Raw genomic sequence first — 13,162 nt, 5'->3', positions numbered from 1 at the left:
GTATCTTTTAACTAAGGCACTACTATTTTTTCACTAATACCATTACCAATGTTCCGTCTGCGTTATACAAACCAATTCCACCACCGGACAATACATCAAATGATTTCACCTCATTGATAGCCTTCATCACTTTACTTTCTACCTCCATGTCCGGACAAGCCATCATAGTAGAAATAACATTTGGGAAAGAAATAGAACGAGGATTTTCTTTATCAGTTTCAAATCCTCCATTAATCAGATTACATCCGGCATTTCCATGAATAGATTTCTTTTTAATGTCAAAACTGATAAAAGGCTGCTTCTCCATACCGGAAGGAATAGCCTCACCATTCACTTCCTCTATTTTCCATTCACCGTTCAGTGCAGACAACTTCACCGTAGATACTTTCTTCTGAAGGACAACTACCGGGCGACTGGAAGCATTACAAAGAGCCATGTTCTGTTTACCCAGCTTTTTATAACTCTTTACCTGTCCCAATGCATTCAGTACATTTTGTTCCGTTGTCATATCAGGACAAGCCATACGAGTACTTCCCAAACGACTCATATCAATAGTACCGGGTTTTGAATTTAGATCTATCGAACCCATCATACGATTACAGCCGCTGTTACCATATACTTTTCCAGTTGCTGTATCAAAACCGATAAACGGCAATTCCTGATTCTCTGCCGGAACAATAGCTGAACCGTTCACTTCAATAATGTTCCATTCACCATTTAAAGATGATAAAGAAGCGGTCTCTTTGGTTGAACCACAAGATGACATTGCGAATGCTGCACCTGCCATGCAAATTGAAAACAATACTTTTTTCATTGTTATACTATTTAAGTTAAATATTGGCGCAAATATAGATAAAAAATAATATAAAGTTGATACATTTGTCGAATTAAGATAAACAGAACAGACATACGAATAGTTCAACAAACAATATACAATCATGAAAAGACGTATCAGAACCTTATTACTCCTCCTCTTGACAGTCGCTTCGGCGGCAATTGCACAGAAAGATTATTCCGTACCCCTCTCTTCCCCCTTGGCTCCATCGGTTGATGAAGAAACGAATTTCATAACAACGTATTTTCCGATGAAGCAATTATGTAAGTGGACACCTGGAATAAAATTTATGTTTATTCCGGATAGTGGTGACGAATTCATCCCCATATTTTATTGTTACGAAAACGGGAAAGAAGTAGTTAACGACTTACTCAAAAATAAAACTGTAGAATATGTAGGATCAGAAGAAACAGAGCATGAAACATATATCGGTAAAATATATACTTCACGTTTCATTTTTGAATGTGAAGGTAAAAAATACTATTACGAAATGAAAGATACCAAACTAAACGATCTGTGTGATAAAGATCCTCGTGCCGGTATCAACGGGCTCGTCTACCTGCAAGATATAAATACTGCCAAAGAATTATTGATTGGAAAAACACTTTATACCCGGACTACCATAGTAAAAGTAGATGATGTCAGCAGTTACTCCGGATACAGAGAGGTCAGCATTCCCAAAGGCGAACCCGTAAAAGTCATAGCAATAAGTATTGGTAGCAAAGCTTTTCCTGTGAGAATTGTTTTTACTGACAGTGAAGGGAACACCTATTATATTGACGTAGCCATGTCCAGAACAAATTCCTGTATGGAACCTGAAGATTTTCAAGCAGAAAAAAGGATGAGCTACTTCCCCAATGCATTTTCTTTTACCAATCCGGACATTAAAGCCAAAGAGTCCATTCAATCTAAATATATCGGACAAGCCGTTTATCCCTTAAAAACAATACGAACAAAACAAGCAGATTTACTGCGTTATACTCCCCTACAAATCAAAGATGTGCAACCTGAAAAAACAGGAACGTCAGCTACACTCCTACTGGCAGATGTTTTGGGAACAACATACCGAATAAAAGTAGATTTGAGATATGACCCTATCCTTAGAAATGAAGATTTCATCGAAAATCTTTTTGAATTTGCCAACATACGAAAAAAATATCCGAACATTAGCGAAGCCAACTGGTTAATGCTTGCTAAAGGAGAGGTAAAACCGGGTATGACAACCGAAGAGTGTAAGTTGGCAATCGGCGAACCTATCGAAATCAGAGCCCGGACCGACTCTCGTTTTGAGACATGGTTATACAGAGGAAAAATACTGGAGTTTGAAAATGGTATCTTGCTTCGCGCCAAATAAAGAAACTTAAATCGGCGAATATTCTGAAATAATGCCGTATATTTGTTCCATCAACAATTCTTAAATTCTTAATTTAAAATTCTTAATTAAAGAAATGGGTAGAGTTCTTATTATCGGTGCAGGCGGTGTAGGTACCGTTGTAGCACACAAAGTGGCACAAAATGCCGATGTATTTACTGATATCATGATCGCCAGCCGCACGAAGTCAAAATGTGACGACATTGTGAAAGCCATCGGCAACCCCAGCATAAAAACAGCCCAAGTGGATGCTGATAATGTAGACGAACTGGTAGCACTATTCAACGACTTCAAACCGGAAATGGTTATTAACGTTGCTTTGCCTTATCAAGATCTGACTATCATGGAAGCCTGCCTGAAAGCAGGTGTAAACTACCTGGATACCGCTAATTATGAGCCTAAAGACGAAGCTCACTTTGAATATAGCTGGCAATGGGCTTATCACGAACGTTTCAAAGAGGCAGGTCTGACTGCTATCTTAGGTTGTGGATTCGACCCAGGGGTGAGTGGCATTTATACGGCATATGCTGCCAAACATTATTTCGATGAAATTCAATACCTGGATATAGTAGATTGTAATGCCGGAAATCATCACAAGGCTTTTGCTACAAACTTCAATCCGGAAATCAATATCCGTGAAATCACCCAAAACGGACGTTATTATGAAAACGGACAGTGGGTAACCACCGGACCCTTGGAAATTCATAAAGACTTGACTTATCCGAATATAGGTCCTCGTGACTCATACTTGTTATACCACGAAGAGTTAGAATCACTTGTAAAACACTTTCCAACTATCAAACGAGCACGTTTCTGGATGACATTCGGTCAGGAATATCTGACTCACCTACGTGTGATTCAGAACATCGGTATGGCCCGCATCGACGAAATCGATTACAACGGGCAAAAAATTGTTCCTTTGCAATTCTTGAAGGCCGTGCTACCTAATCCTCAAGATCTGGGTGAAAATTACGAAGGGGAAACCTCTATCGGTTGCCGCATCCGTGGCTTAAAAGATGGCAAAGAACGTACCTACTATGTATACAATAACTGTAGTCACGAAGCAGCATACAAAGAAACGGGTATGCAGGGAGTAAGCTATACCACAGGTGTCCCGGCCATGATTGGTGCCATGATGTTCTTCAAAGGCGAATGGAAGCGACCGGGTGTGAATAATGTGGAAGAGTTTAATCCGGATCCGTTCATGGAACAATTGAACAAACAAGGTCTGCCTTGGCACGAAGAATTCGACGGAAACCTGGAATTGTAATTAACATAATAATATGTCAATTGGCTATATGCCACCTTGTGGTAAGCTGATTGACATAATTTATACATTGGGAAAATCATCAAAGATGAATATAGGAGATAAAGCCCCTGAATTGCTGGGTATCAATGAAAAGGGAGAAGAGGTACGCCTCAGCAACTATAAAGGAAGAAAAATCGTCCTTTATTTCTACCCCAAAGATAGCACTTCCGGCTGTACGGCTCAGGCTTGCAGCCTGCGTGACAATTACGCAGAATTGCGTAAGGCCGGATACGAAGTGATCGGTGTTAGTGTAGACAATGAAAAGTCACATCAAAAATTTATTGAAAAGAATAATCTGCCATTTACCTTGATTGCCGATACTGATAAAAAATTAGTAGAGCAATTTGGAGTATGGGGAGAAAAAAAGCTATATGGCCGTGCCTATATGGGTACTTTACGCACTACTTTCCTGATCAATGAAGAAGGAGTCGTTGAACGAATCATCGGTCCGAAAGAGGTAAAGACCAAAGAACACGCTTCACAAATTTTATAAATCGATCATTATGGCAAAGAAAGAAGACGAGTTAAATTTTGAAACAGATAATAATAAAATGGCATCAAGCGAAAAATTAAAAGCCTTACAGGCTGCCATGGACAAGATAGAGAAAAGCTTCGGTAAAGGTTCTATCATGAAAATGGGTGAAGAAGTGGTAGAACAAGTAGAAGTAATTCCTACAGGTTCGATTGCACTGAATGCAGCATTAGGCGTAGGCGGTTATCCCCGCGGAAGAATAATTGAAATTTATGGTCCGGAATCATCCGGTAAAACCACACTGGCGATCCACGCCATTGCAGAAGCACAAAAAGCCGGTGGAATTGCCGCTTTCATTGATGCTGAACATGCCTTTGACCGTTTTTATGCGGCCAAGCTGGGAGTGGATGTAGATAATCTATTTATCTCTCAACCGGATAACGGAGAACAGGCACTGGAAATTGCAGAGCAATTGATCCGCTCTTCAGCCATCGACATCATCGTAGTGGACTCCGTAGCCGCCTTGACTCCGAAAGCAGAAATAGAAGGAGACATGGGCGACAATAAAGTAGGTTTGCAGGCTCGATTAATGTCTCAGGCATTACGCAAGTTGACATCAGCAGTGAGTAAAACCCGTACGACTTGTGTTTTCATCAACCAATTGCGTGAGAAAATCGGTGTAATGTTCGGTAATCCCGAAACAACAACCGGTGGCAATGCATTGAAGTTCTATGCTTCGGTACGTTTGGATATCCGCGGTTCACAACAAATAAAAGACGGTGAAGAAGTGATTGGTAAACAAACAAAGGTCAAGGTTGTGAAGAACAAAGTAGCCCCTCCTTTCCGTAAAGCAGAATTCGATATCATGTTTGGCGAAGGTATATCACATTCTGGAGAGATTATTGATCTGGGAGCCGATTTGGGAATCATCAAGAAAAGTGGTTCATGGTATAGCTATAATGACACGAAGCTGGGACAAGGTCGCGATGCAGCTAAACAGTGTATTGCCGATAATCCTGAACTCGCTGAAGAACTGGAAGGATTAATCTTCGAAAAATTGAGAGAACACAAATAACTCTAATCAATAGATAACGATTGGCTGTATTTCATTGAATGACAGCCAATCGTTTATCATATATCAATTCAGAGAATTCCGTTTTTCCAATGCCAACGGATAGTACTTATCCAGTAACATCGCCCACTCCGCTATAAGTTCAATTGGCATTCTCTGACCATTTTCATCACCAGACTCTGCAAATGTCCTTATCCGATCATCCAATGTAACCAAGCGCCGTATCTCTGGTTCTCTCTCACCTAATACCTCTACAATAATATCCAATTTCGTAATTTCACTTTCACTCATAGTATTTCATTTTAATTAAGTCATTAAAAGTACATCCTTTTCATCAAATATCTTCATATTACTTGCTCTTTTTTCTCTTTCTTTGTAACATAATTCGTCCCGTTACGTCTTACAAATATAAACATTGACAAAAACGAATCCATGGATGCTGAGAGTTTTAAAAAAGAGTTTCTGCCTTATCACCGCAAACTGTACCGTGTAGCTTACCGACTACTGGAGAATTCAGCCGATGCGGAGGATATAGTGCAAGAAGCCTACCTGAAGCTGTGGGATAAGCGGGAAGGACTGACTGTTATTAGTAATCCGGAAGCATTTAGTGTCACTTTGGTAAAGAATATGTGTTTTGATTTGCTCCGCTCAGGAAAGTACATATTGTCCCGACAAACCGTAGAACTGTCTGCCGTTCAGGATATTTCCCAGTCGGACAACCTGGAAGTACGCGAAGGCGCACGACAGGTAACAGATATCATAGCCCACTTACCCGAACAGCAGCAACGGATCATAAACATGCGTGATATCAAAGGCTGTTCTTACGAAGAGATAGAACAAGTTACCGGATTGAATTCTATTAATGTTCGTGTACTGCTATCACGAGCAAGGAAAAAGATACGTGAAGAATTTAATAAATGGAATAATTATGAAAGTCGAAGAAATTGAAAGGTTGCTCGCCAAGTTTTATGAGGGGACTACTACCGAGAGCCAGGAAGAGGCGCTGAGAGATTATTTCAGAACAACGGAAGTACCCGAACATCTGCTGAAGGACAAAGAAATCTTTCTTAACCTTTACTTAAACGCAGATCATGATGTGGAAATTCCTGCATATTTGGAGGACAAACTAAACTTGTTGATTGATGAAATGGCCGAGAAAGAACAACGCTTCTTCCGCCCCAACAGTTCCAAGAACAATTGGCGCTGGATTGGAAGTATAGCAGCCACTATATTATTACTTGTCGGTCTTGGATATGGTATCGACAATCTGGGTAAGAATGTGTGTCCACCTACACCGCAAGACACGTTTTCTGACCCGGAAGAAGCCTATCGAATGTTTCAGGCGACATTACTGGAGATTTCCGTTAACCTGAACAACGGGTTCAATGAAGTGAAGGAAAGCCAAATTGACATGAGAAGAATACATCAAGAAGTAAAAAACGAAATAAAAAAATAAACGGTTATGAAAACAATGAAATTTATTCTGGTTTGTGTGCTGCTATTATCACCTCTCTTTTGTCAGGCACAAAAGAATCTGTTCAACAAATACAACGACATGAAAGGGGTATCATCAGTTTACATCTCTAAAGCAATGATGGAACTAAATCCGAACTTATTTATGAAGGACCTTTATATAGGTAAGGTGGCAGAACACTTGAATTCTGTTCAGGTCCTTTCTACGCGTGATAATAAGATACGTGAAGAGATGGCTAAAGATATTCGTTCTTTGGTGCAGTCATCCAAATATGAACTATTGATGAAACAAAAAGGGACAACTTCCGGTTCAGAAATCTATGTAAATCGTAAAGGAAGTAAGATAAAAGAACTAATTATGGTAATGGACGGAGCATCTTCCCTAAAATTTGTATATATGGAAGGAGATATGACAACGGATGATATCAAAAAACTAATGTTGTATCAAAATACCAGTCAGTGCTTTATAATATCAGGAGATAGGCTCTATACCAATAATAAACCTGTCATTTATGACAGCAAGAAAGATATAAGCAAACAAAAAGGTATGATAGAATTAAGCGGAACTTATAATTTGAACACTATAGATACAAATTATAGTGAAGAATTAAACGCTTTGAATGACGAACTAAAAAACCTTGGGAAAGAACTAAAAAACATAAGTATAGAGTAAATGATATAGGATATTTATTATATGTAAGAGGTACGATGTATTTAGACATCGTACCTCTTACATACAGTTCTGTTTATATTTAATCAGCACCAATAAATATATGCCAAAGTGCTCAGACTAATCACTGCCCACAAAAGTACTCCCTGTATCAAAGGTTTGATACCTACGGACTTCACAACATCCAATGAAAGAGAAGCCCCGATGAAAAACATAGTGATAGTTAAAGTTTTACGAGCCAATCCATTGATAGCTGCCCCCAATGCAGGCACACTACCCAACAAATAGGTATTCACAATCATAGCTAATACAAAGAAGAAGATAAACCAAGGAATGCTGATCTTCTGTCCTTTACTTTTAAAGATAAACGAAGTAGCAAATGCCATTGGAATAATCCAAAGGGCACGGGTCAATTTAATAGTAGTAGCAACTTTTAGTGCCTCCTCACCGTATGCAGCACCGGCACCTACCACAGAACTTGTATCATGAATAGCAATGGCAGCCCAAGTTCCGAACTCATGTTGACTCATATTTAAAGCATGTCCGATTACTGGAAAGATAAAAAGTGCAAGTGCGTTTAATATGAATATTGTAGCCAACGCTACAGACATTTCACTATCATTCGCCTTTACTACAGGACCTACAGCAGCAATGGCACTACCACCACAAATCGCCGTACCCGAACTGATAAGATAAGAGGTATTACGATCTACCTTCAGGAACTTACGACCAATAAACCACCCAATGATCAGTGTACCGATTACTGAAATAATAGTAAACTCCATTCCTTCTTTACCGGAAGCAAGTGCCGAATGCAAATTCATACCAAAACCTAATCCGACAACAGAGTATTGCAACAAATATTTGGATGTCTTTTTATTAAATTTCGGATGCGCCTGTCCACATGTCAATGCGAAAGCTAACCCAAGGAAGAGAGCTAATGGTGGGGTTACCCATGCAGAAAGTGCCTGCAATCCTGGAACATAATCCAACATTAGAAATAAAGTCAAAATAGAAAGTAAAGAAACATAGACCTTTTTATTGTTTGTCTGTAACGTTTTCGTAATAGCTGATACCATATCTTATTATCTTTTTTATTTTTCGGGTGCAAAGATACGGCTACTTATCGGTATATGCCAATTGCATCTAATTATGCTTTATAACTTTTTATTATGATGCATGGCAAACTGCATCAAAACCTGTGACAATCCACTCTCCTGCCCTTGGGGTTGGGCAAAACAGAATTCACGCAACATAGGCATGCCTTTGATTTCGATAACCCGGAAAGTACCGGAAAGTAATTCACGACTGATGGAACGGATAGAAACAATTCCCATACAATCTGTATGTTCCAGAAACAATTTGATACTCTCCGTACTACCCAAATATAAAAGCACATTCAAAGATGATAACTTTATATTATGTCCGGACAAAGCTCTTTCAAAAACATCCAACGTGCCCGAACCTCTCTCACGAAGCACAAGAGGAATTCTGGATAAATCTTCCGGAGTAATTTCATCCGGTAATGAGAGCTTATTACCTGTGTGGACAACAGCCACCAATTCATCCTGCAAAAACGTAGTATATTTAAGATTCGGCAAACGAGAAATTCCCTCCACTAAACCTAAGTCAATGCGGTGTTCCTGCAAAGCTGCTTCTATTTCTCTGGAATTCCCATTCAGCAAAGAAAGATTCACCTGAGGAAATTTTGCTATAAAATTAGCCAATAAAGGAGGAAGCACATATTGCGCAATTGTAGTACTGGCACCTAACTTTAAATCACCTATATATTCATTATGGAGTAAATGCATTTCATATTCCAGCCGTTTATAGTCCTCCAATATCTTTTCACTATGTTCTTGCAAAAGCTTCCCTGCCTCTGTCAAAGATATCTTATTCCCTTGCCTGTCAAACAAGCGGGCCTGATAGCAAGTTTCCAATTCCTGAATATGCTTGGTTATAGCAGGCTGACTGACAAACAACTCTTGTGACGCTTTCGTAAAACTAAGGTTCTTAGCAACACTTAAAAATACTTTTAGACGAAAATCAGACATAAATATAAAGGTTTATTGTCTATATTACAATTCTTCTCCCCTGATTCCCAACGCTTGCATCAACGGATATGCAAGCATTTCCCATTGATACCCTTCCGGCATTTCCTCCGGTTCATTCATACGAAACTGAATCGTTTTTTTATTTTTAATCTTCTTCAACCGATTCATTACTTTATCACCATATTCTTCATTAAAAGAGACTAAAATCAATTGTCTCACATCGGCAGAATCTGCAACAATATTTAATAAATCGAGATATAAATCCTCACGGGATACCATTTCCTCACAAGGTACACCGGCAAAAGAAAATTCTCCAAACTGACTCTTAAACGCTACACCATTCAGCTCTGTAGATAAATCAGACGGTACACAATTAGATAACCGGACGGAATTCTTATCGTATACCACTAATATTTGAACTTGATTTTCTCCTTCTGTTATGCCTGAGTCTAACGCTAAATAAGTTATCAATTCCGAAAGATCAATCTCTTGTAACTCACGCTTCAATGTTCGCTCAAAATATTTCTTCAGATCCGTTATAACTAAATTCAAGAACGCTGCATCTATCAATATCACATTCGAAGGGAACTTTATTTTTTCGTCCATATAGTAATTCCTTTATAATTATATTCAGGCTATAAAGATACAACATACTTCTAAAATGCCCTTGCATTCGGACACAATTTCCTTGTAAAAAGGAAAATATATGACATTTTGGCTTTTACATTCCTTAAAAAGCTGAAAAAAAGTCAGTTTTTAACCCATGGCAAATCTTTTGCGCCTTCAATAGTGTTATTGAAAATAAGAAAAAGAAAGGAGAATAAACGATATGAATTTCAACAATTTTACCATTAAATCACAGGAAGCTGTACAAGAAGCGATCAATCTGGCACAAAGCCGGGGACAACAAGCCATTGAAACAGCTCATATCCTGTATGGAGTGATGAAGGTAGGCGAAAATGTTACTAACTTCATCTTCCAGAAGTTAGGATTGAACGGCCAGCAAATCGCCCTTGTACTCGACAAGCAAATTGACTCTTTCCCAAAAGTTTCGGGCGGAGAGCCTTATTTGAGTCGGGAAGCAAACGAAGTCTTCCAGAAAGCAACACAGTATTCCAAAGAAATGGGTGATGAATTTGTTTCACTGGAACACTTATTACTGGCATTACTAACGGTAAAGAGTACTGTATCTACTATTCTGAAAGATGCAGGAATGACCGAAAAAGAACTACGCGGAGCTATTAATGAATTGAGAAAAGGAGAAAAAGTCACTTCTCAGTCCAGTGAAGATAATTATCAATCACTGGAAAAATACGCCATAAACCTGAACGAAGCCGCTCGTAGCGGCAAACTCGATCCGGTGATCGGACGTGACGAAGAAATTCGGCGTGTACTTCAGATTCTGAGTCGACGCACCAAAAATAACCCTATATTAATAGGTGAACCGGGTACCGGTAAAACAGCAATCGTTGAAGGGCTGGCACACCGTATCCTCCGGGGAGATGTTCCTGAAAACCTGAAAGATAAACAAGTATACTCTCTGGATATGGGGGCACTGGTTGCAGGAGCCAAATACAAAGGAGAGTTTGAAGAGCGGCTTAAATCCGTAGTGAATGAAGTGAAAAAATCTGAAGGTAACATCATACTCTTCATCGATGAGATCCATACATTGGTAGGAGCCGGGAAGGGAGAAGGTGCCATGGATGCAGCTAATATCCTGAAACCTGCACTTGCCCGTGGAGAGTTACGTTCCATCGGTGCTACGACCCTTGATGAATACCAGAAGTATTTTGAGAAAGACAAAGCTTTGGAACGCCGTTTCCAGATAGTACAAGTAGATGAGCCGGATAATCTGAGTACCATATCCATTCTGCGTGGTCTGAAAGAACGATATGAAAATCATCACCATGTACGTATCAAAGACGATGCAATCATAGCTGCCGTAGAATTAAGCAGTCGATATATCACTGATCGTTTTTTACCGGATAAAGCAATTGACCTCATGGATGAGGCGGCAGCCAAACTCCGTATGGAGGTAGATTCCGTCCCGGAAGGATTGGATGAAATATCACGTAAAATCAAACAGTTAGAGATCGAACGGGAAGCCATTAAACGCGAAAATGATGAACCGAAATTACAAACAATCGGCAAAGAATTGGCCGAACTGAAAGAACAGGAGAAATCATACAAAGCAAAATGGCAAAGTGAAAAAAGTCTGATGGATATAATCCAGCAGAACAAAGTTGAAATCGAAAATCTTAAATTTGAAGCTGACAAGGCCGAACGTGAAGGAAACTATGGGAAAGTTGCAGAAATCCGATATGGAAAATTACAAGAATTGAATAAGGAAATTGAGGATACCCAGAAAAAGTTACATGAAATGCAAGGGGATACAGCTATGATAAAGGAAGAGGTAGATGCTGAAGATATCGCCGATGTAGTATCCCGCTGGACCGGAATTCCCGTAAGCAAAATGATGCAGAGTGAAAAGGACAAGTTACTTCATCTTGAAGAAGAATTACATCAGCGTGTTATTGGGCAAGATGAAGCCATTGCAGCCGTATCCGATGCCGTACGCCGCAGCCGCGCAGGATTGCAGGATCCCAAGCGTCCGATTGGTTCCTTCATCTTCCTGGGCACTACCGGAGTAGGTAAAACCGAACTGGCTAAAGCACTCGCAGAGTTTCTTTTTGATGATGAAACAATGATGACCCGTATTGATATGAGTGAATATCAAGAGAAACATAGTGTTTCACGTTTAGTTGGAGCACCTCCGGGATACGTGGGATACGATGAAGGAGGACAGTTGACAGAAGCCATACGGCGTAAACCCTATTCTGTAGTACTGTTTGACGAGATCGAAAAGGCTCATCCGGATGTATTCAATATATTGTTACAGGTACTTGATGACGGAAGGTTAACAGACAATAAAGGTCGCGTGGTAAATTTCAAAAATACAATTATCATCATGACCTCTAATATGGGTAGTAGCTACATACAGAGTCAAATGGAAAAACTGAACAGTGCCAACAAAGACGAAGTTGTAGAAGAAACCAAGAAAGAGGTAATGAATATGCTAAAGAAAACCATACGCCCCGAATTCTTAAACCGTATTGATGAAACCATCATGTTTCTACCACTAACGGAAAAAGAAATAAAACAAATTGTCCTGCTGCAAATCAAGAGTGTGCAGAAGATGCTTGCGGGTAATGGAGTAGAGTTGAAGCTGACAGATGCCGCTTTAGATTTTCTTTCACAAGTAGGTTATGATCCAGAGTTCGGTGCACGTCCTGTAAAAAGAGCTATTCAGAGATATTTATTAAATGATTTATCAAAGAAATTATTAGCACAAGAAGTAGACCGTAGTAAAGCAATTATTGTAGATGCACAAGGTGACGGATTGGTTTTTCGTAACTAAAGAATTGAGAATCTATAAACTATAGCGATCTGCCGGTATGCCTTATGGTATACCGGCTTTTCTCTTTCTTGAAAGTTCAATAAGTGATCCTCCTGACCTCCACCGGATAGGATGCACAATGAATAACAAGCACATACATGCCTCTTCTCGGCAATATAAAAGTAACACAATCTCCCGTTGAGTGAATCTTCCCTATTAACTCACCCTGCTCACTATACAGGTATACCATTGTATTAACTTCCAGACGTTCCAAAGACAAAACTCCGGTAGAATCGTCCAGTTTCATACAGATACCGCTATCTCTTGTTGCTTTCATGCTCTTTCCTTCTCTCCTATCACTCCCGGTTCCCTCGAAAGAATCTTTCGTATATAAAAAAGCGTGGGAACGTTGCAATTATCGTACCTGAGGCTCTGGACTGCCACTATTCAAATAATGTACAACAACCCACGCTCGATACTATATATTTGCATATACAGCAGAGCATGA

General features: G+C 39.6%; 14 protein-coding genes. 8 read left to right on the top strand and 6 right to left on the bottom strand.

What is annotated here, in order from left to right; translation table 11 throughout:
- Positions 1-22: 22 nt before the first annotated feature.
- The gene (locus DBK98_RS09820; RefSeq protein WP_005809815.1) at positions 23-814 is read right to left on the bottom strand and encodes an META domain-containing protein; all 792 of its coding nucleotides are present in this window, start codon (positions 812-814) and stop codon (positions 23-25) included.
- A 124-nt stretch (positions 815-938) separates the two neighbouring features.
- Between DBK98_RS09820 and DBK98_RS09815 the strand changes: the two genes are divergently transcribed.
- From DBK98_RS09815 to recA, 4 genes are all read left to right on the top strand, one after another.
- Positions 939-2,189, top strand: a complete 1,251-nt coding sequence (locus DBK98_RS09815; protein WP_005809816.1) for a hypothetical protein — start codon at positions 939-941, stop codon at positions 2,187-2,189.
- Between the two features lie 94 nt (positions 2,190-2,283).
- A complete protein-coding gene (locus tag DBK98_RS09810; RefSeq protein WP_005809817.1) occupies positions 2,284-3,477 on the top strand; it encodes a saccharopine dehydrogenase family protein in 1,194 nt (397 codons plus the stop codon).
- Positions 3,478-3,562: 85 nt separating this feature from the next.
- Positions 3,563-4,009, top strand: coding sequence for a thioredoxin-dependent thiol peroxidase (gene bcp, locus DBK98_RS09805; RefSeq protein WP_005775939.1), 447 nt, complete (start codon positions 3,563-3,565; stop codon positions 4,007-4,009).
- Positions 4,010-4,019: 10 nt separating this feature from the next.
- Positions 4,020-5,063, top strand: a complete 1,044-nt coding sequence (gene recA, locus DBK98_RS09800; protein WP_005775938.1) for a recombinase RecA — start codon at positions 4,020-4,022, stop codon at positions 5,061-5,063.
- Between the two features lie 63 nt (positions 5,064-5,126).
- On the opposite strand, the gene DBK98_RS09795 is transcribed toward recA, so the two are convergent.
- A complete protein-coding gene (locus tag DBK98_RS09795; protein WP_005809822.1) occupies positions 5,127-5,351 on the bottom strand; it encodes a hypothetical protein in 225 nt (74 codons plus the stop codon).
- A 141-nt stretch (positions 5,352-5,492) separates the two neighbouring features.
- Between DBK98_RS09795 and DBK98_RS09790 the strand changes: the two genes are divergently transcribed.
- The 3 genes from DBK98_RS09790 to DBK98_RS09780 are packed head-to-tail and all read left to right on the top strand — an operon-like array spanning position 5,493 to position 7,206.
- Entirely contained in the window at positions 5,493-6,008 is a 516-nt protein-coding gene (locus DBK98_RS09790; protein ID WP_005775936.1) for an RNA polymerase sigma factor, read from the top strand.
- Positions 5,989-6,516: a hypothetical protein gene (locus tag DBK98_RS09785; RefSeq protein ID WP_005775935.1), complete on the top strand. Its 528-nt coding sequence runs from the start codon at positions 5,989-5,991 to the stop codon at positions 6,514-6,516. The genes DBK98_RS09790 and DBK98_RS09785 overlap by 20 nt, the downstream gene beginning before the upstream one ends.
- Before the next feature lie 6 nt (positions 6,517-6,522).
- Positions 6,523-7,206, top strand: a complete 684-nt coding sequence (locus DBK98_RS09780; protein ID WP_022011922.1) for a DUF4252 domain-containing protein — start codon at positions 6,523-6,525, stop codon at positions 7,204-7,206.
- Positions 7,207-7,289: 83 nt separating this feature from the next.
- Here DBK98_RS09780 and DBK98_RS09775 read toward each other — a convergent pair whose 3' ends face one another.
- The 3 genes from DBK98_RS09775 to DBK98_RS09765 all read right to left on the bottom strand — a co-directional run bounded on the left by DBK98_RS09775 (position 7,290) and on the right by DBK98_RS09765 (position 9,863).
- A complete protein-coding gene (locus tag DBK98_RS09775; protein ID WP_005775933.1) occupies positions 7,290-8,282 on the bottom strand; it encodes a YeiH family protein in 993 nt (330 codons plus the stop codon).
- Between the two features lie 78 nt (positions 8,283-8,360).
- A complete protein-coding gene (locus DBK98_RS09770; RefSeq protein WP_005775932.1) occupies positions 8,361-9,257 on the bottom strand; it encodes a LysR substrate-binding domain-containing protein in 897 nt (298 codons plus the stop codon).
- Between the two features lie 24 nt (positions 9,258-9,281).
- Positions 9,282-9,863 carry a DUF6621 family protein gene (locus DBK98_RS09765; protein WP_032535517.1) on the bottom strand — a complete coding sequence of 194 codons (582 nt, stop codon included), beginning with the start codon at positions 9,861-9,863 and terminating at the stop codon, positions 9,282-9,284.
- 223 nt (positions 9,864-10,086) lie between these two features.
- Between DBK98_RS09765 and clpB the strand changes: the two genes are divergently transcribed.
- Positions 10,087-12,675, top strand: a complete 2,589-nt coding sequence (clpB, locus tag DBK98_RS09760) for an ATP-dependent chaperone ClpB (protein WP_005775930.1) — start codon at positions 10,087-10,089, stop codon at positions 12,673-12,675.
- A gap of 76 nt (positions 12,676-12,751) precedes the next feature.
- On the opposite strand, the gene DBK98_RS09755 is transcribed toward clpB, so the two are convergent.
- Positions 12,752-12,991: a hypothetical protein gene (locus DBK98_RS09755; RefSeq protein WP_032535516.1), complete on the bottom strand. Its 240-nt coding sequence runs from the start codon at positions 12,989-12,991 to the stop codon at positions 12,752-12,754.
- Positions 12,992-13,162: the final 171 nt, after the last annotated feature.

This window comes from Bacteroides sp. PHL 2737, assembly GCF_004115325.2.
Taxonomy (GTDB): domain Bacteria; phylum Bacteroidota; class Bacteroidia; order Bacteroidales; family Bacteroidaceae; genus Bacteroides; species Bacteroides hominis.
The sequence above is the reverse complement of the archived record's forward strand: the minus strand, read 5'-3'. Positions and strand labels throughout refer to the sequence as shown.